Origin of the sequence: Bacillus sp. AFS088145 (genome assembly GCF_002564465.1) — a bacterium.
In the GTDB taxonomy this organism is placed as follows: Bacteria; Bacillota; Bacilli; order Bacillales; family Bacillaceae_G; genus Gottfriedia.
The window spans coordinates 80,535-105,997 of sequence record NZ_NUUX01000006.1 but is presented as its reverse complement, the minus strand read 5'-3'; the positions used below and the strand labels follow the sequence as shown (position 1 = coordinate 105,997).

The 25,463-nt window shown below is 33.1% G+C and carries 18 protein-coding genes and 1 pseudogene; 3 read left to right on the top strand and 16 right to left on the bottom strand.

Annotated elements, in window-relative coordinates:
• Positions 1-26 precede the first annotated feature (26 nt).
• Positions 27-3,788, bottom strand: coding sequence for a S8 family serine peptidase (locus tag COI44_RS03505; protein WP_098426681.1), 3,762 nt, complete (start codon positions 3,786-3,788; stop codon positions 27-29).
• A gap of 486 nt (positions 3,789-4,274) precedes the next feature.
• Positions 4,275-4,508 carry a hypothetical protein gene (locus COI44_RS24450; protein ID WP_286163737.1) on the bottom strand — a complete coding sequence of 78 codons (234 nt, stop codon included), beginning with the start codon at positions 4,506-4,508 and terminating at the stop codon, positions 4,275-4,277.
• 841 nt (positions 4,509-5,349) lie between these two features.
• Between COI44_RS24450 and COI44_RS03495 the strand changes: the two genes are divergently transcribed.
• Complete coding sequence (locus COI44_RS03495) at positions 5,350-5,724, top strand: hypothetical protein (RefSeq protein ID WP_098426680.1); 375 nt, start codon at positions 5,350-5,352, stop codon at positions 5,722-5,724.
• A gap of 101 nt (positions 5,725-5,825) precedes the next feature.
• Here COI44_RS03495 and COI44_RS03490 read toward each other — a convergent pair whose 3' ends face one another.
• Together COI44_RS03490 and COI44_RS03485 are read right to left on the bottom strand one after the other, a co-directional pair.
• The gene (locus tag COI44_RS03490) at positions 5,826-6,569 is read right to left on the bottom strand and encodes an AlbA family DNA-binding domain-containing protein (protein ID WP_179886997.1); all 744 of its coding nucleotides are present in this window, start codon (positions 6,567-6,569) and stop codon (positions 5,826-5,828) included.
• Positions 6,570-6,839: 270 nt separating this feature from the next.
• On the bottom strand, positions 6,840-7,796 hold the full coding sequence (locus COI44_RS03485) for a hypothetical protein (protein WP_179886996.1): 957 nt from the start codon (positions 7,794-7,796) through the stop codon (positions 6,840-6,842).
• A 444-nt stretch (positions 7,797-8,240) separates the two neighbouring features.
• Here COI44_RS03485 and COI44_RS03480 point away from each other — a divergent pair, with 444 nt between their 5' ends.
• The gene (locus COI44_RS03480) at positions 8,241-8,633 is read left to right on the top strand and encodes a hypothetical protein (RefSeq protein WP_098426677.1); all 393 of its coding nucleotides are present in this window, start codon (positions 8,241-8,243) and stop codon (positions 8,631-8,633) included.
• A gap of 724 nt (positions 8,634-9,357) precedes the next feature.
• On the opposite strand, the gene COI44_RS03475 is transcribed toward COI44_RS03480, so the two are convergent.
• Both COI44_RS03475 and COI44_RS03470 read right to left on the bottom strand, forming a co-directional pair.
• A complete protein-coding gene (locus COI44_RS03475) occupies positions 9,358-9,789 on the bottom strand; it encodes an AbrB/MazE/SpoVT family DNA-binding domain-containing protein (protein WP_286141811.1) in 432 nt (143 codons plus the stop codon).
• Between the two features lie 311 nt (positions 9,790-10,100).
• A complete protein-coding gene (locus COI44_RS03470) occupies positions 10,101-10,301 on the bottom strand; it encodes an alpha/beta-type small acid-soluble spore protein (protein ID WP_056474362.1) in 201 nt (66 codons plus the stop codon).
• 270 nt (positions 10,302-10,571) lie between these two features.
• On the opposite strand from COI44_RS03470, the gene COI44_RS03465 reads away from it, so the two are divergent.
• Positions 10,572-11,510, top strand: coding sequence for a patatin-like phospholipase family protein (locus COI44_RS03465; protein ID WP_098426676.1), 939 nt, complete (start codon positions 10,572-10,574; stop codon positions 11,508-11,510).
• An 82-nt stretch (positions 11,511-11,592) separates the two neighbouring features.
• Here COI44_RS03465 and COI44_RS03460 read toward each other — a convergent pair whose 3' ends face one another.
• The 10 genes and pseudogenes from COI44_RS03460 to pbp4b all read right to left on the bottom strand — a co-directional run bounded on the left by COI44_RS03460 (position 11,593) and on the right by pbp4b (position 25,312).
• Positions 11,593-12,915, bottom strand: coding sequence for a DUF4179 domain-containing protein (locus tag COI44_RS03460; RefSeq protein ID WP_179886994.1), 1,323 nt, complete (start codon positions 12,913-12,915; stop codon positions 11,593-11,595).
• Between the two features lie 1,008 nt (positions 12,916-13,923).
• A complete protein-coding gene (locus COI44_RS03455; protein WP_176527933.1) occupies positions 13,924-14,178 on the bottom strand; it encodes a SemiSWEET transporter in 255 nt (84 codons plus the stop codon).
• A gap of 284 nt (positions 14,179-14,462) precedes the next feature.
• Positions 14,463-16,175: a glycoside hydrolase family 3 protein gene (locus COI44_RS03450; RefSeq protein ID WP_098426674.1), complete on the bottom strand. Its 1,713-nt coding sequence runs from the start codon at positions 16,173-16,175 to the stop codon at positions 14,463-14,465.
• A 52-nt stretch (positions 16,176-16,227) separates the two neighbouring features.
• Entirely contained in the window at positions 16,228-17,568 is a 1,341-nt protein-coding gene (locus COI44_RS03445) for a glycoside-pentoside-hexuronide (GPH):cation symporter (RefSeq protein ID WP_098426673.1), read from the bottom strand.
• A gap of 108 nt (positions 17,569-17,676) precedes the next feature.
• Entirely contained in the window at positions 17,677-18,459 is a 783-nt protein-coding gene (locus COI44_RS03440) for a tyrosine-protein phosphatase (protein ID WP_098426672.1), read from the bottom strand.
• A 247-nt stretch (positions 18,460-18,706) separates the two neighbouring features.
• Entirely contained in the window at positions 18,707-19,354 is a 648-nt protein-coding gene (locus COI44_RS03435; RefSeq protein WP_098426671.1) for a TetR/AcrR family transcriptional regulator, read from the bottom strand.
• 838 nt (positions 19,355-20,192) lie between these two features.
• Positions 20,193-21,144, bottom strand: a pseudogene (gene ftsZ, locus COI44_RS03430) (cell division protein FtsZ); the annotation flags it as partial.
• A gap of 480 nt (positions 21,145-21,624) precedes the next feature.
• Positions 21,625-22,605: a cation diffusion facilitator family transporter gene (locus tag COI44_RS03425; protein WP_098426670.1), complete on the bottom strand. Its 981-nt coding sequence runs from the start codon at positions 22,603-22,605 to the stop codon at positions 21,625-21,627.
• Positions 22,606-23,179: 574 nt separating this feature from the next.
• Positions 23,180-23,821 carry an FMN-binding negative transcriptional regulator gene (locus COI44_RS03420; protein WP_098426669.1) on the bottom strand — a complete coding sequence of 214 codons (642 nt, stop codon included), beginning with the start codon at positions 23,819-23,821 and terminating at the stop codon, positions 23,180-23,182.
• Positions 23,822-24,043: 222 nt separating this feature from the next.
• On the bottom strand, positions 24,044-25,312 hold the full coding sequence (pbp4b, locus tag COI44_RS03415) for a penicillin binding protein PBP4B (RefSeq protein ID WP_098426851.1): 1,269 nt from the start codon (positions 25,310-25,312) through the stop codon (positions 24,044-24,046).
• Positions 25,313-25,463 lie beyond the last annotated feature (151 nt).

The following is a 25,463-nucleotide window of genomic DNA, read 5'->3' as shown; positions in this document are numbered from 1 at the left end:
AAGGAAGGTACCTTCTCAATCTTTATTTACTTCAATCCAAAAGCCTTAATAATGTCTTGATTAACACTATTTCCTGCATCATCCCACGCACTTGCTCTTAATGATACAGAAGTTGCTTTCTTACGGTTTTCAATTCTAGCTTTCCAGCCATCTTTTTCACGATTTAAATCGACTAGTTCCCAAGACTTGCCTTCATCATACGAAACTTCTAATGTTGCACCTTTCATTTTACCGTTTCCTGGTGCACCAGCTACTTGGATTGCTTTCATTTCTAAGTCGATCCAACGGCCTGATTTTGCATTACCATTCATGTCAGTTTCTACATTGTAATCAAGCGAGATTAATGGAAGTTCTGTTTTATATTCTTCTTGTTCCTTAGACCAGAATGTCCACTCTGTATGTGTTTTTACAGAGTTATCGAAGCGTTGTGGATCGCGCCATGCATCACTAACTACTTTATACTGCGTATTTGCAGTTGGGTATTCGTTAAATGAGTAGATTGCTTGTCCTTGTGCTTCTTTTACTAGTTTTGATTCTTGGTATAGTTTTAATGTTTGTGAACCTGGATAATTAGATTCTGAACCAGTGCTTCCTACTCCAGAATCAGCCCATGCAGGAATGTTAATGACTAAGTTATTTCCTGTACGATAAGGTTTCCAGAAGCCATCACCTAAACGAGGACGAGCAACTGGTGAGAACCACTCTTCATCTAATGTTTGTCCTGGTTTGTATGTTGCTTTTGGTTGTCGTACTTCCCAAGCAGCATCTAGCACACTAGCTTGATGATACCAAGAAGTACCTTTTTGAGCAGAAACCCATTCAGTTCGAACTGATGGTAGATTTAATTTAGTTAGGTAACCAACTCCATTTGGTCGGTATGACGGAATATCCCAACGGAACTCGCCACCTGCTGTACCTTGATCTGATTTGTATTCAGCATTAATTTTTACAAGGTCGCTCGCTTTAGGTGAATAAGTTACGTCATTTGGAATTGCATTGTCATGGTTGTCTACAAGATCATAAACGTATTTCGTATTAGGTGTACCCACTACGTCAAGTTTTGCTTTTTTTGCTTTAGCTTCGTCAATTAGTTTTTTACCATCTGTTTGACTGATTGCTACAACTGCGATTGGAGAATCTGAAAGTGACCAATCTTCATTTTCAACTCCTACATATTCACTAATTTCTTCTGGTCCATCATTTACAGTAATAACTAGTTTTGCACCTGCTGCATTTGCTGCTGCTGAGCGCTCCATACCAGTTACTTCATCACTTCGATCAACGATAACAGCCTTACCTTTAACATTTAATCCCTTATAATCGGTAGGTGCCCCTTTACCTACATAAACAGCGTCTAAGTTGTATTTTCCATCTAGTAATGTACTTCCGGCTTGTGGAATATCATCTAATTCATTGCCTTTGAAATTGATTGTCATGTATGGTTCAATCAATCTCCAGCGAGTGTTAAATGTAAATTTTCCATTTTTAACTTTCTTAGTTGGTTCAGCATACATTTTATCTACTGTAACCGGCATCACATAGATGTCACTAACATTGTTGCCATCAACTTCACGATAATATTCCATTTTCCTAAAGCTTGCTTCTGTTTTATTTGGTACGTTTGCTGTAATTTCATTCGCTTTACGTGCATCCAATGTAACAGTTTGAGGACCATCTAAATTAATTTCAGGATCCCCTACAAGTGCAACTCCAGCGTGGTCAGTGTCAGTATCAACATCCATCATTGACATTGCAGAATAAGTTCCTGGTTTTAAACGTAATTCTGTTGTACCGTTAACTGCAATAAAATCCGGAACACCATCTGGGCCAAGTAGATTAATATACGCCAAAGCTGGGTTACCGTCGCGTCCAATTGCATTTAACGTTAATGGATATCTTTCCTCTTCTTTAATCATAGCCAATGCAGTATGCACAACTGTTTTACCATCAACATTTGCTGAAATCTGACCTTGATAACGTTGTCCATTAGCACCTACGTTTGGATCAAGTGTAACAGTAACTTTTGCACTACCTTTTGCCGGTACAGTTACCGTGTTCGTTGAAAGTTTAAATAAACCAGCAGGTGCATCAGCATCGCTATTATCAGTAATTTTTGCTGATAGATCTAACGTCACAGCCTTCTCACTGTCGTTAGTGTACGTAATTGTTTTCTCTTTCAATCCATCATTTTCATGAGGCCAAGCATAGAAACCAAAATCAAGTGAACCTGTTGCACGCAAATCACCAAGAGTCGCTGCTGCAACATCAAGACGTCCTGTTCCACCTTCTAACGGCTTAATATCATCTAATTTTTTAGTTGTACTCATTAATGCATCTTTCAGCTGTGCGCCTGTCCAATCAGGATGGCGTTGGGAAAGAATCGCAGCTGCTCCTGCCACGTGTGGCGTAGCCATCGATGTACCACTCATCGAAAGATAAGATCCGCTTCCTTGAGTTGAATATTGGGATCGTGCAGCAGTAATATTTACACCTGGTGCTGTCAGATCAGGCTTTAATCCTTCACTACCAAATCGTGGACCTTTTGATGAGAAGTAAGCAAGATTATCTGATTTATCAACTGCACCAACTGTAAGTGCCGCATCTGCTGCTCCAGGAGAACCGATTCCTTCACGACCTGTATTACCAGCCGCAATAACGAACAGAGAGCCTGTCTCAGCACTTAAATTATTAACTGCTTGTGCCATCGGATCTGTGCCATCACTTGACTCATCGCTTCCTAAACTCATGCTTACAATTTTGGCATTATGTGCAGCCCACTCCATACCATCAATAATCCATGAATCAAGTCCAAAGCCTTCATTGCTTAACACTTTTCCTACAATTAGGCTTGCTCCTGGTGCTACACCTTTATATTTTCCACCTGATGCTGCCCCCGTTCCAAGTACAGTAGAGGCAACATGAGTACCATGTGCATGGAAATCACGTACATCTTGATCTGGAACAAAGCTTTTTGTTTCTTTTATTTGACCAGCTACATCTGGATGCTGTGCATCGATCCCTGTGTCAAGAACCGCTACTTTCACACCACTTCCGTTGTAACCAGCATTCCAAGCAGTAGGTGCCCCAATTTGTGGTACACTTTGCTCAAGCGTTGCTTTAACACGTCCATCTAACCAAATTTTATCAATCCCAGGTGTAACTAATGACTTTGTAGATTTGGTAGAATCCGCAGATTTTATATTTTTCTTAACATCTTGCCAAAACTCTTTCGAATCCTTCTTCTCTGCAGAAAGCGCAGCTCCATTAATACTTTCTAGTTCATGTGTTTTCGTTGAAGCTTTTAATGCCGGCTTCAAGCTTGAGCGAGTTTTTGACTCTGAATATTGTACGATAACAGGTAATGTCTTTTGAGACGCATCATCATATCCATCCGCTATTAGTGCAGTAATATTGAATAGATTTCGATCTAATGCACCAGAAGCTAAGTAAGGCATCGCTTGTTTCGGAATAACATATGTATCCTTATTAACCGTCATGATATGTGAACCACCATCAGCTTTATCCGCTGGTTCAACACTGATTACACTTTGTCCATCTGCAAACTCTGTTACAGTAACTACATCACCTGTAATAAGAGTAATCACATGCTTCCCTGTACTTGCTTTTGCGTTAATTCCTTGAAGATTCGTTTCTACAGCACTACTATTTGTTAAGTTTGAAACATTATTGCTTGTCCCAGCAGCTAACGCTTGAAAAGTTGGAACAGCAATAAGAGCTGTCGTCATCATCGCAGTAACATACTTATTTAACCTAGGCTTTCCTGTCATCTTACACTCCCCTATTCTGATAAAATAAAAAAAAGCGACTTCTCATATGAATCTATTAAAATCGATTTTAATCGTTCATATCCAAACCACTTCTTAAAAAGCACTCTACAATATCAAAATATAAATAATATTCAATTATTGGTCAATTGGGTTATTCAGCCCTTGGTTTATCAGCTTTTTCTTAAAATACACTAATTTTTCTAATCTTTTTCAAATGAAATTAACCCACTTATTTTCACAAAATAAATGACTAGTTATTTACTTTTCAAATTATTATCCAGTTAAATAAACCTATTAAAAATTTTTATAAAATATCAAAAGTAAGAATATATACCTATTACTTTTTTGCTAAAAAACAATGTTATTTGCTATATATAAAAGCACTTAACAATTTGTAATGTTAAGTGCCCTTCCTCTTTTTTTCTAAGCGTCTAACCTATTATGAGTATGTGAAAAACCCAGGTTATTCATAGAGTTTCTTACAGATTACTTGCTTTTAAAACTAAATCCTGTCGTAATCAAGCAAGAAAGAAATGCAACGATTGAAACCATTATCCCAAACATCAATCCTATTGAACGCATAAACAGATCTTCACCTGGATAAGAAGGTTCAAGATTTAATAACCAATATAGAAACAAAATTGATAAAATATAAAAACTACTTCCTAAAATACTCATTTTAATTCGGTTTGCGTTCGTACCTTGCCATGCCTTATTCACGATTATCCACAAAAAGAAACTTCCAAAGATGGCCAAAATCATTACCAACAAATGGAGAAATGGAATTAGTAGATACGTTAATAGATAAATTACCAGACAAGTAGTAAAAAACAACGTTGCATTCATAATAAAAGAAGAAAAATCCTGACATCAAATGATTTTGAAACCAACTAGTATTTTTCAATTTAAAAACAAGTTTATTATTTTCACTAAGCTTAGATGATACTGCTCCCCTCTTAAATAGAATGATGAAAACTAGAATAAAAACGCACAATAAAAATAAAGTCAATGACACTTTACCTCCACATTTAAGTCTTATTATTACTAATCATAAAATGAAATATATTCCAATAGAGTAACAAACTATGAAATTTATATGAAAAAAGCTATAAACAAGCGGTTAAGCAGTTGTTTATATTAATTTCAATTCGAACCAAATCAACCTGTAACAATAGTATTCTCTACTTTTGAAAAAGTAATTTCTATCCCCCTATTCTTTACTTTAAGATCATTTCCATTCGCTTTAATTGTTTCACTGTTGTCATACATATTCAGTTCAATTATTAAAAATCTTATTAAAAAGAAAAGCATCCTACTAGATATTTACTTATCCAGTTTCATTTCATCAATTATTCTATTACTTTTACCCAAATTAATAATTAATCCATTTTTAGATACAAATTATCGACTTTTTTTAATCCCTACTTTTCACTTGTGCCTTTTATGGGTGCAGTTACAATGCCTTATTAGAAAATTTGAAGTTTATAAAAAAGAAATAAAAATGTTCCACTTCCGTTTCTCATTTACTGAATCTTTTACAATTTGATAAGGAGAGATATTTATGAGGATGAAAATACTGGTTTTATTCGCTACAATACTTTTTATAGTTTCACTTTCTGCTTGTAATAATAAAAATAAGTTTGAGAACCAGGTAAATCAGGTAATAGAACTTGAAAAAGATTATATACAAAATAAAATGCAGGTAAAAAATAATGAAAAAATTAAACGCTCTAGTATTGTTATTGCAGTCTATAAAAATGGTGACTATATCAATCTATCTTATGATCTAAATAATTCTTCTAGAAAAATAGATTGCTTTTATTTAAAAACGAAAGATTCAAAATATATTCGATACTTGAATACAGATAAAGAAATTGAAAAAGTAGAGAAGTACTTAAGACATGCTGATTATATAGAAAATACTTATTACAAGTAATTTTAAATATTAAATAAAAAATGGAATGTAAGATAAACCGATACTCCCGGTTTTATCTTCATTCCTATAATTTCTTCATTTTATTCTATCCTCACTACCATTCACTCAATATTACTAACCTCCAAAACTATCTCAATCTTCCGCTTCTTTTTCTCAATCATTCTGGCAATAAATTCACTAAAATCATCTTTTTGGCTTTTTGGGTTTTTATTTGTATCACCACTAATTGCAGCTATACGATAAAGAATCTTTAATTGTTCCATATGCTCATTTAGACTCATATTAGATAAGTCCTCATATTGTTCAATGAGCCTTTTTCTAAATATAATTTCTAAGTCATCGTTTGTGGCGGTTTCGTTTGAAGTATTTTTCCGAATATAAATTTTATCTGTAAATAATTTATCGGAGCCTCTTTTAGCAATAAACGGGATAAATCGATTTTGCTCGGGGATATAAATGATGAAGAAGGTTTTACCACTAAAATATCCGTACATTTCATTCTCATCGTAATCAATTTGTTGAAGATGATAAATTAGCATAGAAGGTAAATAACCATTTAATTTTCTTTGAAAATCGGTTGGATCCTTTAGCTCTTCTTTAAGAATTCCGACTGGGTGATTATCATCATTTACGCCAAAAATTATTGATCCTCCACCAGAATTCGCCATTGCAATTACTAATTTTGCAATTTGATCCTCTCTTACGAATGTTTCCTTAAAATCCAATGCATTATTTTCTCCAAAAGATTGTTCAATCAGATTTTTCAGCGAAGCAATATCAAAATTTTTGTCTGCATAATTAAATGTATTTAGAAATTCCTGTTTATAAATCGGCCTTTTAACCATAATTCCACCTAGTTTCATATTTTTTAAAATCTAAACTAGATCTGTTATTACATTTAATGTTAGGAGAAAAGAAATGGCACCTAAATATCTTAGAATTTTTCTGGTAAAAAATTCAAAGAAAACTCGTCGATTGGCGAGCCTTTTGGCTGCACTTATACTTAATTCCTAAAATTGGCAACCACGTTGATTCTTCTTCCCCGCTGCCATTTTATACTTTCTTAATGTGCAAAAAAGCCAAAGCATATTGCCTTGGCCTCTAATAACAATTATCTAAAAATCGCTAGGAAATATTCTTCGTTTAAAGTGATATTCAACTGAGCGATTATTAAACAGATTACTATAATTTACTTTAATCTTTTTAACTTCTAATTGCTTAATTTTCTCTTCTAATGACTTCCTATCCTCATCAGTTAATTTTCCATCCTCTGACAAACTAGAAATTTCATCTAATAATTCCTGAATCTTTTCATCACGAAATTCTTTTTCTTCGTTTTGTTGATAAATAGTCATCTTAGTATGAAGGATTGAATTGACCAATTCATCTGCCCCACCCGAAAGCCTATTTAGGATTAAAAGCTGTTCATTTAATATCTCATTATCTAAATCATAGGGATACCTTAGTTGATGATCTATTTCGCTCCAGCCTTCTTCAAATATCGTTCTTACTTGAATTTCAGCTAAATAATTTACTTTTGTCATTTGTGACTTAATTACATAATGCCATGATCGATATCCGGCATCATGAACTAAAAACTGGAACTTTTCTTCTTCGATATGTTGTTCACTCGTCATATCACCTAAACGATGGTAAATAGTCGCTTTTTCGTGTAAATTCCAATTCTGTCTAATTGTTTTATCTATATCTGCAGCCTGGTATTTATATAAATGTAATGCTCTTATACCAATTAGATCTGTAATTTCTGTTTTATAATTCGAAACATTGATTTCATATCCTGAGTCTGATTTTTTACCTTTTATCGTCTTTCGAATAATCTTTTCAATTAAATGGTCAGGATATTTAATTCTTGATTTCACAGTATGAATTTCAGGATTTTTACGGAGTATCTCCGAAATAAAAGTAGCTACTGTTTCAAGATTCGGTATTTCTGATATGTATTCATTATAAATTTCAATATATTTTGACCAGTCTAAACAGTACTTTTCAAAATCCTGTTCATCGATTTTATATTTTTCAAAGAAATACTTTTGATTCTCTATTAGGCCCATACGTTTTCTCCTTCTAACAATTCCATAACCATATCCTACCATATTTGTGGAAGAAACATACTTTTTCAGTACATTTACTTTGTAAGGCTATATTTACTTCTCAGATGGTAGGAATATCTTTTTCTGTGATTTTGCGTAGAGCGATTTGATCTGATTTAAAGGAACAATAGGCTCATTTAAAGCTTTTCTACTACTCTCTTATTTTAGTTCTCGCTTATACCTACTTTACCAACTGGAATTTCTTTTGCAAAAGCACATGGAGTACTTACACCAGCCGGCAATTATAGTCCAGCAGTTAGCATTACGTTTCTTACGTTTCTTACGTTTCTTACCTTTTTCATAATCCATTCCCCATATGGTATAATATGGAAATTAGAACATCATAGTAATATCCTATGAAACCTTAGTCAAACCAATCAAAATATTAATAAAAGGAGTAACTTTATGAAAACATTCAACTATTTAAGTTTATTACTTCTTTATGTGTTAGGATTATTTTTATTGATGGACTTCATTTTTAAGTTTCAAAACGCAACCTTTGACAATACTTATTACAGTGTTTTATTCCCATTTTTAGGACTATTTCTGATTGGTATTTATGCATCATTACCAAAATTCGTAACCAAGATTACAAAGTCGAGTTCATCTTATATTTCTAATGAAAAATTGAAATGGTTTGTCTTACTAATTTCCCTGATTATTCTTTCGTTAATTATTTTAATAAAGTTTAACGTTTATCAAAATGTATTAGGCACTATCTTAACTATTATAGGTTATGTACTCTCATTAATTACAGGATATAAATTAGTAAGGTTCATAAATAAAAGTATAGAATAAAATAAGAAGAGGCCACTAGTGGGCCTCTTTAAATTGAATTGATAGTAAAGTTTACAGATAATTATAATACTGAATTTGTAAATCTAGAATCCTTTGTTTTCGCTAGTATGTAATAATTTATCTCATACATTACCTTCACTTTCTCCAAGCTCAATTCGTTTGGGAATCGCTTTCGCAACGATTTGGTCATTCGGATCTAAACTCTTATTCGTTCTTTTTGCATTATTTACACATATATTAAAGATTTTGAGCTGCTAAATCGCAGCTTTTTTTTTTGAAAATAAATCAATTTTTAAAACAGCCTATCCTGAAATATAATTAAGGGCCTCTTAATACGAACAGAAAACCTGATTATACGTTCGTAAAAAAATTATAAATTTTCTATAAAAACTACTTACATTAGAATAAGTGTTCGTGTATAATAAAAACATCCAAACAAAACAGAACATACAATCTTAAAATTAAAGACAATCAAAGCCTAAGAGAACTTAAAAGTAGAACAAAAAAAGGAGATGTGAAAAATGGAAATTATCATTCTATGTAGTGTCTTATTATCTTGGTGTATTTTAGAGGGTTTTAATAAATTTGTAGTAAATCGTTGAGAGCACTGAAATAGATACTTTATATTACTCTAGAAAGGATAAACTCTTATTCCTTAAAACTAAATTCAAACAAAAAAGTGCTCTTCTACTTTGAAAAGGTAAAAGAGCACTTTTAGGATTTTTTATTTAGCTATGTATTCCTGCAATTCCTTAATAAGAATTTCTGCGCCGTATTTACTTACTACAATCTTTCCACTATCAAACGAGAAATTATTTTCATCAATAACTCCTGTTACCATACAAGCATTACTCGAAACAAATTGTCTAAGGATAATCTTTTGTTCCTCAATAAATACTTCAAATGGTTCATATTTATTTAGATTTAACATTTTTCTTAGTTCCTTTGGTAAAACAATTCTTCCTAAGTCATCTAGCCTTCTGACAATTCCACTTAGACCGGAATTTTCATCATATTTTGTAAGAATAATCATACCTTCTTCAAAATGAATTTCAAATGGAGCATTGTTCTCTAAATTCATTGTATTTCTTAGTTCTTTCGGTAGAACAATTCTTCCAAGATCGTCTAGTTTTCTAATAATTCCAGTTGATTTCATACTTGCAACTCCCCATTTATTTCTATCTCTTTAAATACTCAATATAATTCTCTCTATTTGTTACATTGAGTTTAGTTTAATAATACCAAATTATTTTAATTTTCTCTCTACTTAAATCGACTCATTTTTACTAATATTAATACAAATTAAAATAATTTGCTTGATATTTTATAATTAACTACCTTTTATTTAATCTTTTGTTTTTTGTTTTGGTAAATTTATGTAAAGTTTCTTAAAAGATTCAAAAAGAGATGAGTTAATCATTCGGTAACGAATTACCTTTAATTAACTCATCTCTCATAATAAATCTTTTATCTTGAATAGCCACCGAGACTTTGTTCAGCCATTTGAACTAAACGTTTTGTAATCTCTCCACCTACAGAACCATTTGCACGAGACGTTGAATCTGGACCTAAATGTACTCCAAATTCTGTTGCAATTTCATACTTCATCTGATCGATTGCAGATTCAGCATTTGGTGAAACATATTGATTTGAAGATCTGTTTGCCATGATATGTAGCCCCTTTTAATAAAATTTTCTGATATAAACTATCAGATTGCTGTTAGTATTTCATATTGAATATAAAATATTCATCATATAAATATTTCTGCAACTTTTTATATGTTTCATCCGAAATTTTATTGCAAAGATTGTCAGATTATTTCCCAAAAAATATATTAATTGATAAATATGATTGAATCAGTAGTTAATCACACTTAAACAGAACTCCCATATATTATATTGATATAATTCCATTTTCTGAAAGGTAGGTGTAACAAAATGAAAGTAGATGGTATCTTTGAAGGAGGAGGAGTTCGAGGAATCGGGCATGTTGGTGCTATTTGTGCTTTAGAAGAAGAAGGTTATGAATGGGCACGTTTGGCAGGCACTTCTGCTGGTGCTATTGTTGCTACTCTTCTAGCATGTGGCTATACAGGGAAAGAATTAAAGGAAATTATGGATCATCTAGATTATAAGAAATTTATTACAAAAACATGGTTGCACTTTATTCCTTTAATCGGACTAGGTTTAAATATCTTATTTAAAAATGGGTTATATAAAAATGACTTTGAAGTAGAATGGTTAGAATCTTTATTATCCAAAAAAGGAATTCGCTATTTCGACGATTTAGAAGAAGGGAAATTAAAAATCATTATTTCAGATATTAGTAATGGTAAAATGGTCGTTTTACCTGATGATTTACCTGACTACGGCTTATCAGCAAAAGATATAACAATTTCTCAAGCAGTTAGAATGAGTGGTACAATCCCCTTTTTCTTTCAACCAATTAAACTAAAAACTCCTAATTATAAATATCCAATATTAATTGTTGATGGTGGAATTCTAAGTAATTTTCCAATTTGGATATTCGATGACCATCAAGAATGGCCGACTTTTGGTTTTCGCTTAATAGATGAAGAAATTATTGCGAAACCGCTGGATGGTCATAACCCAATCTCATTTTACAAATCAATATTTATTACGATGAGACAAGCACACGATATTCGACATCTAACAAAAGAAGTAAATGAACGAACAATAAAAATCCCAACTGGTGAAATATCAAGCACAGATTTCAATTTAACTAAAAAAGAAAAAGAAGCACTTTTCACAAATGGATACCAAGCCGCAAAAAAATTTCTTGGAACTTGGGATTTTGAAAAGTTTAAACACAACTATCCACCTGAACCATACTGTCAAAAGGTGAATAGTCTGTAGAACTTAAAAAACGCAATCTTTTCTTGATATTCATAGAAAAGATTACGTTTTTGTTTTTCCTATTTAGGTCTGTTAGGTTAATTCATTTAACCCTTACTTTTGCATCTCCTTCGATATACGAAGGAAAAGATACAAGATCAATTTTTATCGGATTCATATACTTTTGTCGAGATGAAATCTTAAAACCTATTATTTGCTTATTATTAACATTGCCTTCCATATAGGATTCATTCATTTCAATTTCTTTTCCGTTTGCATCAGTGATTGATCCAATCATGTCGTAATTAAATTCCTTTTTTGTATTCAAAGTAAAAAATATAGTATCTCCTTCTTTTTTTAGGTCAGATAAATAATTACCTCTTGGATGTTTCAGAATTTTTTGTTTCTCAGTATCAATTACAAGGTACTCATCTTCCTTATCAATTGCCTGAAGTTTATTTATGACAAAATATAATTCTTTTGGATCTTTAAAATAATTACTCTGTAAAAAGATAATTCTTTCATTATCGCTAATAATTTTTGCAGCAGTTCCATTAGTTATTTTTGACCATACCTCACCATTTTGATCAACAAGTATTATACCGGAGAAATCTAGTATTTTCTTTGAATTACTAGGATCCATTTCAACTTGTACTGCTACACGGAGCGGATAGATGGTAACTTTTTTAATTTTAATCTTTTGATTTTCAATCATTACCGTTTTATTAAGTTCATATATTTGATTCGTTTTTTCATGTTTTTTTATTGAAAGTGGAATCGAAAATTGTGCTGATTGCTTTACATTCTTAATTTTTAAAACTAAATTAAAATCTTGCTGTTCATATGGTTTATCAAAATCGTATTCTACTGTGCTTGTATATTGACCTCTAACTTTATCGACAGTACCTCCAAAAGATAAAGAGTGTTCGGGTAATTTTTCCCCATTACTCGGTTTAAGATATGCTTCATCGATTTCGAAATTTTTCTGTTTTGAGTTACTATCAATCGTATAAAATAAAACGATGTCTTGTTCATCAGCAATAACAGAATCGATTGTAACTTTAATACCATTCTTTTCTTGTGATGTACCAATCTTTTGGGCATATTTATTTTCTACCGCTGAAAGTAACCCCTTATCATGACGCACACGTACCATTTCAACAATTTTCTCCATCCCTGGTACTTTTGTTAAATAATCAGCAAAGGTTGGTGATACACGTATACTTGCTAGAATTCCAAAAAGAAAAACGGCAGCTGCAACTATTGACCAAATTCTAAATTTCCGTTTCGGTTTTCTGATCATCTTAACTTCTTTTGCATTTTGAAAACCAATTTGAATAGCCTCGTCAATATCATCAAGAGGTATATCGACGTTTTCGTATTTTTCTTTCAAATTTTTTAATTCTCTTTCTTCTTTTTCAAACATTGCCATTTTCTCCTTTCTCTTCAAGAATTCCTCTTAATGATCTCAATGCTTTATTCAACCAATTGATAGCCCTTTTCACTAGACTATGATCCTGCAATCTCAATCCCTCCATCTCGATGTTCTATACATTAGACTCCTGAGAGCTAAAAAAGTTTTAATAATTTTTAATTTTTTTGAATCGATTTCATAATGCATTTTTTATTAAGCTTCCATCTACAGAATTTGATTGCTAACTTTTAAAAAATCAAAAATAACATACAAATAATACTTTTGTAGATTTTTCATAAATTCCAAAAGGAGTAATGCGCTATTAAAAAATGTGAAAAAATAAACAATAATGACAATAAATATTGGTTAATTTTACCTTTATAAAGGTTAACATAATTTCGTAAACGCACATTAAAAAAATAGAGACAGTTTTGAAAAAGATTAATTCAATTTTAACTTAAATGGTATATTTTTTATCGGTGCAACAACCAATTGAAACAGGAGGTTATATTATGAAATTAGCAAGAAATATATTAATTATATTTTCCTACATAATGTTTACGGTATTGATTATAGTTGGACCGGAGTTTCGTAAGTATAATTTGTATGTTCTTTTTTACAGGTATTATTTTTTTGTACAGGTCCATTTTTATTAATGTTTATAGACTGGAAGAAAAAAAGAAATAAAGATAAGGCTGAAATCAGCGTTAGATCAGATTGAAATGGAATGGTGTTTTTTCCTTTACATAGATTTCAAGTAGTAGTCACTAAGTATCTCGTTAGCTACTAATGAACAATGTAAAGATTTTAATGTTAGGTTCATATCAAATTCCTAATTAAATTACAGTTAAATATTTTTGAGTACTATAGATAAAGTTGCATTGGAACAATAAAAGCCATATCAATGATATGACTTTTAAAGGATTCTTATCTAACTACTGCACTGCTTTAATTCAATAAGAAATGAAAACATGATTTATATTATCATGCGTAAGAGTATTAGTTCATATGAATACCTAATTATGAGTGTGGACTTTTTAACTTATAAAATAAAATAATTGATGCAAACACAAACGTTACTGAATTCGCTGAAATGACTGCAAAATCATGAATACATATTCCGTAAACTAACCAAAGAAAAACTCCTGCACTAAATAAAATGTACATTATTAGTGAAATGCCTGATGTGTCTTTTGTTTTTATTGTTTTGATTGCTTGTGGTAAAAAGGAAGCTGTCGTTAATATCGCAGCAATGAACCCGATGATTTTAATCATTAATAATTTCCTTCCTTTAAATTAGACTGTTTCTCCAAAAAAAGAGCCACTCTGTGAATTATGTTACTTCACACCCATGCGTATATTGTAATGCTCCGAATCTATGATGGATTTAAATTTAATGCTATTTAATATTCTCAACTTTTTATTAAATTCCTTTTTTACTAAACTGCTAAATAACATAATAAATAGGGCTGTTTATACAGCCCTTTGTGATCTTTTAATAAGAAATGCTATAGTTGTATAATTGAATTTATAAAAATCCTTATTTTACTTAGATCTTATTACATCCCTGTATCCCAGCACCCACAAAACGGGTCTACAGGGCTTTTTCCTTTAAATTCAGATTCTCCCATTAACTTCATGTAAAGGTAATCTACAACGTTTTCGTTTGCATGATAACAGTTAATCATGACAGGGACTCTCGGAATATCAAATAAATGATACGGATTAGCCAAAGAAATGAAAATAGTAGGAACTTCCTGAATGAACCAAGGTAAATCCCCCGAAAGCATTGGCGACCACTGTAGCCTCAAAGTCGGCTTTACGCTAACAGTAGGAAGGTTCGCTAAATAAATAACAAGGTCATATTGTTCTTTTATTGTGTAAGTAGGAGTCATAAATGATGCTCCAAAATTTTGATTTGGGTCAAATAGATCCACCTCAAACCCATTTTTACGTAGCTTATCTGCAAAGCTCTCATTGTAGGATTGTGAGTAGAAGCCCTCTGCTTTTAGCTGTGAATTTATGTTTTCTACAGGAATTAACAAAACTCTACGATATTGATCAGCGGATATAGGCAGTAATTGTTTTGTATCTTTTACCAGAGTAATAGATTCATCTGCTGCAATTGATGCCCACTCCTTATGTTCTTGACAACCTAGTACTTTGAGCTCCTCTTCTCTCGGAATTAACGTATCTACTTCTTTTTTATGGAGACCAAGAGATGCTTTTAAGGCCAACACTCTCGTGGCTGCTTCCTCTATTCTTTCCATCGTCAATATTCCGTTTTCAATACCATTCATCATGAATTCAAAGTCCTCTTGTATATTTCGGTTAAAGAGGAAAACATCACAGCCCGCTTCGATTGATAATGGAACTGCTTCTTCTCGATTTTTTGCCATTGCGAATCCAGCCATCATTGTAGAATCAGAGACAATAACTCCATTGAATTGCAGTTGTTCTCTTAGTAAATTTTGTAACAATTCTTTAGATAGTGTAGCTGGCATTATTTCTTCATCCTTAATATCAGGACGAAGTTTTCTAGAATAATGAGGGAGCATAATATGTCCAGGCATAATCGTTTTTGTACCTGCCTCAATTAATTCCTTAAAAATGATGCCATAAGTAAGATCCCACTCCTCTACGGAGAGAGAGTTAACAGAAGTTACTAGATGATGATCTCTTTCATCTACACCGTCTCCTGGAAAATGTTTGATGGATGCAGCTAGTCCGTTTTCCTGCAATGCTTGTACATATGCTTTGCTCATTTTTATAATTGTGGAAACATCTGATCCAAAGGTACGAATATTGGTAATAGGATTTCGAAAGTTTAAATCAATATCTACTACAGGTGCAAAAGACCAGTTACATCCGACAGCACTGCCCTCTTTAGCTGCAATCTCCCCTAACTTGTATGCTATTTCTGTGTTTCCTGTTGCTGCTGTCTGCATGGGATTGGCAACTGCTGTCCCATCCAATGCAATGCCATTTCCTCCAGCTTCAAGGTTTGCTGCAAGAAGTAGAGGAATTGCGGATTGCTCCTGTAAAAAACGATGTACCTCTTGAATTGCCTTTCCTTTGTCTGGTCTAAACATAAACCCACCAGGCTTAAATTTTTCTATTATTTCTTTCAATTTCTTTTCATCCTTATCCATACCGTGCAGGCAGAAAAGTTGCCCAACTTTTTCTTCAGTCGTCATAGAGGATAAGGTTTCGTTCACCCACTTAATATCTTCATCTGTTAGAAAGAAAGGATTTTCTCTTAAATTCATCATGTTTACTCCCCTTGATTTGTATGTTTTTTATACATGTCCGAATCATTAGCTCTTATTGCGCATTCTTAAATTCTGTTGTATTACTCTTTCGTCTAATTTTTATTTCAGATAGGATTTTTTCATAGAGTCCTTCTGATAACGGATATTTAATAAGCGGTATTGCAGAGATTATTAACAAGATTCCAGGAATAATCGTATAAAATGCCTGCATCCACACCATCGTTGAACCTGTTTGAGTTTGATTAGGGATATAACCAATACCAGTAAGCAGATATGCACCTAATCCTCCCCCAATCGCCCCCGCGAATTTAGAGCGGAAGGTGTTAGTTGCAAATACCGTTCCCTCTGCCCGTTTTCCAGTTTTCCATTCACCGTATTCCACACAATCGGCGATCATAGCACTCATCGTAATCGCCGCTATACCAAAAAATAAAGAACCTAGAATAGATAGAATAAAGAACGGAATCATACTTTTGCCTACAAAGAATAAAGCAAATCCCGACACACCGGAACCAACAAGTCCGATGATAGTCGTTTTCTTTTTCCCTAATCGCTTCGACATCATCGGTACAAACATAGCTCCTATTAATATTGGCACTATGCTGACCAAAGAAAATAGAGGAAAAAGATTTTCGGCATGTAAATAATATTTGAAATAGTAGATACCGAAAGCACCTTTGAATTTTGTAATGGTATCTTCTAATAACATTGTCAACAACAACATCAGAAGCGGTTGATTTAATTTGATTACTCGAAAAGCATCTTTGAATGTAAACTTTTCATTTCGTGTTACTGTTACTTGTTCTTTTACGTTAAAAAATGTAGTCCAGAAGAAGACGACACATAATACTGCAAAGATTAAGCTGACAAGGAACCAACTGTTAGACGCTTTAACAAGCGGTAAGGTACAGGCACTTACAACTACTCCACCGATAATTGCCATTACCCGGGGCACCATCACCACTTTTGTCCGTTCCTTTGGATCGTCTGTAATAGCAGCTGTCATGGACCAATACGGAACGTCTACAACAGAGTAGCTCATTCCCCACATGATATACGTTACATATGCGTACACAATCTTGGATACCGGACTGATATTAGGCTGTAAGAAGCAAAGAACCGTAAGACCGGCCATAATAACCGGGGCATACAGAAGATACGGTCTAAACTTTCCCCATCTGGAATTTGTATTATCTACAATGACACCCATAATAGGATCCATTAATGCATCCCAAATTCGCGCTACAAGAAATAATGTTCCTACAGCAGCTGCCGAAATCCCAAAATAATCGGTATAAAAAAGCATTAAATAGCCAAGCATTAACCCCCAAATCAAATTTGACCCAAGACTACCTAGTCCGTAAGAAAGAACTGTTTTTGTAGAAACTTTCATTTTTGCAACCCCACAATCGTATTTATATTGATCTTAGCTAAATCCACTTGGTCTACTGCTGTTTTTGATTATTATACTTTTTTGATACATTTCTTTGAGGCCAGGATTTCACACCTCTTCCAAGTAAAGTTGCTGTAAACGTGAACGTATGTCTGATGTAACACCAAGCCCTTCTTCTAGATAAGTTTCAATGGAACCATAGCTATTCTCGGCTTCGTCCAATGCTGCTTGTAAATAGGATGCTTTTACGGACATAGCATCATTGAGATAATCAAATTCATCTTTATTTGGAAACATCGTATACAGTATTTCTAGTATTTTTTTGTTCTCTTCGACTCGATTGTTATTACTTTGTAAATAATCCTCAAAAATTTGCTCCATTGGTACTCCGAGTATTATTAATAAGATAGCTGCAGCAAAGCCAGTTCGATCTTTACCCGCCGTACAATGCCACAAAATTGGGTTTCCATCAGCCTCAATTGCCAAATCTATAAATTGTCTAAAAGCCTTCTTAGAAGTAGTATCTCTTATAAAATTACGGTTGACGTTTTCTAAAAAACTTCCTGATTGACCAGATTCTAAAATTTTCTTAAGGGCAACCATCATTTCATCATGATTCATAGATCCCCCAATAGCTTCTATATTGACGTACCTAGTGTTTTTAATAATCGGGTTCGGTTTATCTTCTATTTCTTGTTTAGAACGAAAATCTATAATGTGACTTAACCCAATAGAATGGACAAAATGAAGATCCTCACTATTCAATTGAGCTAGTTCTCCTGAACGAAAAAGTCGGTTCTCAATTATTTTTCGTCCATCCTTTGTTCTATAACTCGCTATAGGTCTAAAATTAGTTCGGCTTTCTAACGTTTCCTTATTTTTAATATTCATCCCCAAGTTCCCTCCGTGCCTTGATTAGCCTTCTTAATACCGCCAGTTGAATAAATTCAGTTCAAGTTTCCTTTTTGGTTGATCGCCCTCCAAAAACAATTACATAGTGTAACTATGTGTTTACCAATAGTAAACACACTTTGAATTATAGTTTTCTTTTTTTAATTAAGTGTATTTATCTTGTTAATGAATTGTAAATCTTACAAAAAAAGGATGCCGTCTCTTTAAAGACAACATCCTTTTTTATTTATTTCATTGGTTTTATGTATGTTAAGATCATATTAACCATCTGTTCAAGTATCAAGTTGGGATCAATACCTTGATCGTATTTTAAAATTTTACCTCTTAAAGCCATACGTTGAATTGTCGCGCTCATTACATTGCTTATTGTAAATTGCAGAATCCTTATGTCAATATCATTTCGAATTGATCCATCCTGAATGCCTTCTAAGAGTATGTTTTTAAAGTGTGACCGACCTTTTTTTAATAAATCTAAAAATGCATTTTCCAATTCCGGAGTGGGATAATGGTCACGATAATGCATATCAAAGAGGCCTATGAAACTGATTGCAGCATTGTCAGTTTGCAAAGTTTCTTTTTGAATTCGGAGAACATACTCCATCTTTTCCCATCCATTTTTCCCTTTAGATTCCCAATTTTTATCTCGCTCTATAAACTTCTCTAGTAAGCTCATTTGAACCGCAAAAATGACTTCATCAATCGATTTATAATATTTATAAAATGTAACTTTGCTTATCCCACATTGCTTTACGATATCGTTTAACTTAACAACTCCTAATCCTCTTTCAAGAAATAAATGCTGAGCTGCAGTAAGGATTTCTTCTTTACGATTATTTCTGTACTTCTCTAACTGTTCTTTCCACTGCTGATTCATTTAACTACTGCCCCCTAACTCTAAACTCCTAGACATTTTATCATGTTTAAATTGTATTAACTAGTAGTTAACTATACTGAATCGATGTACTTGTTATTAAAAACATTGACAACCTAATAGCTGGCAAGAACGCAAAATACGTCACATTAGCAAAACTTCGGGTCTTGTTCAACTGAAGCATGCATTAGTTGAATAATGGTAATTATTTTTCATCGAAAGGCTCCAAGTTTTTATCTTTTTATATTTAGATGTTGGTTCACCTTCTGAATGATAATTTATTTTATCTGCTCTCCCAATTTATTTAAAATTAATATATTTAATAAATGCTACAAAATTTACCAAAAGAGCCAAATAAAAAGACATGAGCATCAACACTCATGTCCTTCCCTACTTCTATAAATCTATCTATTTCTGTTTTTTCGATTACGTAAGAAAGCTGGAATATATGAAGTTGAATCTTCCTTCTCATTATATCGGCCATATTCTTGTTGCTCATTATGGCGTCCGTAATCTTGTTGTTCTGTGTAACGATTATGATCTTGTCGTTCTGAGTAACGGTTATAATCTTGTTGTTCATTATAGCGGCCGTAATCTTGTTGTTCATTATATCGCCCATATTCCTGTTGCTCATTATAACGATTATGATCTTTTTGTTCATTGTAACGACCATAATTTTGCTGTTCTGTGTATCGACCAGAGTCTTGTTGATCATTATAGCGACTGTAATCTTGCTGTTGGTCTACTCGATATCTCTGATCTTGTTGGAATCGTTGTTCTCTATTGTATAAGCTAGGTGCTTCTTCTATTGGTCTAGAAGGAGTTCTTATCATTTTCTCTTCTTTATCTGCAAATCCTGTAGCAATTACCGTTACAATAATTTCATCTTTTAAGTTTTCGTCGATTACCGAACCGAAAATCATATTTAATTCTTCATGAGATGCAGAAGCAACGATATCAGCAGCTTCTTGTACTTCAAATAGACTTAAGTTACGTCCACCTGTAATATTCATAATTACACCATGAGCTCCATTAATAGAAGTTTCTAATAACGGAGAATTTAATGCCTTCTGAGCAGCGATTGTAGCGCGGTCTTTACCTTTTGCAATACCGATTCCCATTAGGGCTGTTCCTTTATGAGACATGACCGTTTTAACATCAGCAAAGTCAAGATTGATTAATCCTGGTACTGCGATTAAGTCGGAAATCCCTTGAACCCCTTGTCGTAGTACATTATCCGCTTCACGGAATGCTTCGAGCATCGGTGTTTTTTTGTCAACTAGCTCCAATAAGCGATCGTTTGGAATGATAATTAATGTATCAACCGCTTCTCTAAGTTCCTTAATTCCACCTTCAGCATTTGTTGCACGCTTTTTACCTTCAAATTTGAAGGGACGAGTTACTACTCCAATTGTTAAAGCACCAAGCTTTCGAGCAATTTTTGCAACTTCAGGTGCTGCCCCTGTACCTGTTCCGCCGCCCATTCCAGCTGTAACGAAAACCATGTCTGCACCTTTTAGTACTTCCTCAATTTGTGACTTACTTTCTTCAACAGCTCTTTTTCCAATTTCAGGATTTGCACCTGCGCCTAAACCTCGCGTCAACGTTGCACCGATTTGCATTGTAATTTCAGCTTTTGATTGTTTTAGTGCTTGCGCATCTGTATTAAAAGCAATGAACTCAACGCCCTCTACTCCATCTTCAATCATTCGGTTAACGGCGTTATTTCCTCCACCACCAACACCAATAACTTTTATTCTCGCAAACTGTTCTATATTTTCAAATTCAAACATGATCATTCCTCCTCGTCATACAGATTACATAATTTCACGTTCTTCAAAGAACCATTCATTTTCATTCTAAAATTTATCTTTTTATGTACGTTTTAGTAGATTAGAATTATCCAATTCATTTTAAGACATAGAATTGTCCTAATTCCCCTAACACTACTATACAAGAAAACTACCTATTATCTTTTTGATAATTTTTCCTTAATATACCTTTAACTAAAACATGTATTTTAACATCTTAATGTAATATCTCTATCAACTTCGTAACAAACTTTCATTAAAAAGTTTGTACAATTAATATAATTCTTTCCTTTTTGATTGAATCCTTTAAGAATCTTTATCAGATCCAAAGAAATCAAAACCCAAAATACGATAATTTGTGATATCGTTCACATTTTTTCCAATAAATTATAATCCTTACAAATTTCCTATTGGTAAAATAAAAAAGAACGACAAAACAAACATTTGTCGTTTCAATCTTTACTATTTTTTGATTATTTCTGTTTTATTATCTTCAACCCAATTTTGAACCCCGTCATCTTCGTCCAATTCAATAATTACGTCTGTTACACCTTTTTCTTTCATGATTTTTTCTTCTAATCGGTCTTTTATGTCATCAGCTTGAGCTATTGTTAAATTAGGATCTAGTTCAATTTCTAATTCAACATGTAAATCTTCTCCCTCTTTGACAACCGTAAGAGCTTGAATATCTTTGACATCTGGATCTTCCATTACGATTTCACCAATCTTGTCTTCCATTTCTTCATCAGATTCACCAATAACTCCTGCAGCATTATCAAGAAATACTTTTCCAACAACAAGGAACATCAAAATACCGATGATGACAGAAGCAATACCTTCCGCTTGATGGAATGGTGTATAGTAAGCAATGATTACAGCAATCATCGCTAATAATCCACCTAGAGTTGCTACTGTATCTTCTAAGAAAACTAATTTTGTAGCTGGTTTTGCTTTTCCTAAATTAGAAATTGCCTCGGTAACCACACCAAAACCACTTGTTGTTATTCCTAATTCATGGCCTATTTCTTTCATTGCTTTGTAAAGTACAAATGCTTCAAGCACCACTGAAGCAGCTAAAATAGTAAGGGTGATAGCAAGACCTGAAGAGTGGGTTGGATGTACGATATGCTGAATTCCTTCGACAATCGTTTCAAATGCCATAATTCCTACAATTAATACCGCTCCAAGTAAAACTAAATTAACAAGTCGGCCAAATCCATTTGGAAAACGATCTGTTGGTGCTTTTTTACTTAAAGCTGAACCGCTAAAAACAAAAAGTTGGTTTGCAGTATCGGCAGCACTATGCATCATCTCAGCAAAAAGCGCAACACTACCTGTCATACTAAACCCTATTCCTTTTATTATTGCTATTACAGCGTTAACAATTGCTGCTAATAACGCAGATTTATTACCCTTTTTTAAAAGCTGCATAAACTCTTTCATTCTATACTCCTCTACACTAGTATTTGTATATTATGTATTTTTATATTTTTTATTAGCTAACTCAGCGAAAGTTCATTAAATTCGAAGTACAACAGTTCATTTTTTACTTATTTGGAAAGATATGTAATTTATTTTACCATTGGTTCTGATTATTCTTTTATCTCTTCTACAAAAATATTTTTGATCAGTTAAACTATTTTGATGACTTAAATAGAAAACCTTTTTGCTTAATAAAACGTAGATTCCATTAAAGACGAAAAAATAAATAGAAATCTAATAGATAAATCGAAATAATCAACATGATTATTCCCATTAAGAAGTAAAATATCTTCTTTAAAAAAAGCTTATTTTTATTGAATATTGAGACCCATAAACAAAATAATGCTAATAATAAGATTGGTATTGGTACTGCTAGTAACACAATCAATATCTACTTTCACATCCTTTGAATGATATTCCGTTGTCATACCTAATTGTTTTTGAAGCAAAAAAAGCTATCTAAAAAGACAGCTTTAAATAATTTATATGCAGTTAATGAAATGTATTAGTTCAATTACATTTTTTAAAACCATATTTACTTCTTACTTTCCTTAAAAGTTAAATGCTCTAATCTCTTTCCCATCAGTTCAGCCATTTGTTTTGAATGTGGATCTTCTACTTTTTGTAAATTATCAATGATATTATTATAATCCTTTTCGCTTCGGTTCTGACTTAATTTATATGAAGCCTGAATTTCTTCCACCTTAATCTTAAATCCAACTATACCTTTTAGTTCACTTTCTAAAAGTTGTGGAGAAAGTTTATCCCACAGTACTGGGTTTTCACGCTTTTTTTCATATTTTTCTAGCATGATTGTTAATTCATTTATTAATTCATCTCTCTCTAAAATGCTTGGTTTTCCGTAAACATGCACGGCTTGATAATTCCAAGTTGGAACTTCCTCAACTTCATACCAAGAAGATGAAATATAAGCGTGAGGTCCTTGAAACATAACAAGCACTTCTTCACTATTCTCAAATGTTCTCCATTGAGGATTTCCATATGCAATATGCCCAGTAATATAATAATCTTCACCTTTTTTCGTTATACCTAAAGGTAAATGGGTAGCAATTGGTTTACCTTGTATTGTTGTGATAATCGTGCCAAAAGAGTTTTTTTGAACGAAATCCCAAATTTCTTCAGGATTTGTGACTTTATAATATTTTGGAATATACATAATTCGTAATACCTCCCTTTTTTCATTGCATTTACAATAAAAATACATACATTAAATCTAACTCAGTATTGTTGCATTTGCAATAAAATCTTCGATGGTATGTACGGAATCTTACTATTAACCCGTGGCATTGCTCTTAATAATAAAAAAGAGAAAAATCATTCAATCTGAAGATTTTTCTCTTTCCTAGTTCAAGCATAAATCAAAAAAGTATCCCAACAATTACTTAATCAATGCTTCATACACAGCAGTCGCCACGGCTTTATATTGACCCGTAGCAAAGTCATCCCCTGCAAATTTGTTAGGATTTATTAGTGGATCAATTACAGGTGAATGTTTTTTATTGGTCAATAAGACAATCCCTAAATTATTATCAGGATCTATAATGGTCAGCGTGCCTACCCAACCAGTATGTCCAATCGCATTTGGACTTGCATATAATCCAAAAGTTGACGACATACTCGGAGAGCCATTTCTTCTCCAACCTAAGCCATATGTTGGATTTAAATCGGAAGGTGCTGAAAACTGATCAATCGTTTTTTGATCAAATAGTTTTACTTTGCCATATCCACCTCCGTTTAACATTACTTGCAATAGAACTGCTAAATCCCTTGTCGTAGAGAAAAGCCCCGCATGACCAGATACGCCACCCATAGAGTAGTAAGCCTTCTCGTCGTGAACTTCTCCTTGAATTGTATATGTACGAATATTTGGGAAGGAGATGACACCGTCACGGGAATTCCCCATTAGCTCTGTTGCCGCGAAATCTTTCGGTTTGAATCCTTTTTGCATCGGATTGAACATTGTGTGTTTTAGACCTAACGGCTTATAAATCGTATTTTCTACATAGTCGTCTAGTCGTTGTCCAGTTACTTTCTCAATAATAAAACCAAGAATCATATAGTCTACATCACTATAAATGTTTTTCGTACCAGGTATGTATTCTAATGGTGTATCAGCGATTTTTTCAAATGTTTCATTACGGTCTTGTGTATACAAGGAACCTGCTACAGTAGGATTGTGGTATTGCGGATCAGCTGGAAAACCTGCAGTGTGGTGTAAAATATCGATTAGGCGTAGGGTATCCTTCCCTTTAATCATATCAGTTGATTTGTCTTTAAAATTTGGAAAGAATGATTGTACAGTTGAATTCAAGTCTATTATTCCTATACTAACAAGATGTTGCAAAGCGAAGTTAACTGCATACATTTTAGTATTTGATGCCAAATCAAACATTGTATTAGTCTTCATTTTCTGAGGATGTTTAAGTGGTGACAGCCCATCGTATTTTTTCGAGTACCCATAAGCAGTGTTTTTTACAATTTTCCTATCTTTGATAATCATTAAAACTGCACCCGGAAAACCATTGTTTACATCCTGCTGGATTAATTCATCTACTTGTTTTAATTTCTCAGATGAAAATCCAACCTCTTCAGGACGTTTTACTTTGCTCAACACGGGAAAATTATCACTGTGTTTGTTTTGTTTCATTCCATTCACCTCTGACTGGATTGAGGTTTTCTCTGCATTTGTTTGAGCGTAGCTGGCAGAACCTGTTGTAGTAACCAACGCAAGAGATAGTGTTGATGTTACAATACTTCGAGTAATTCGAGTCAATTTTGTCCCCTCCCATTATGATTCA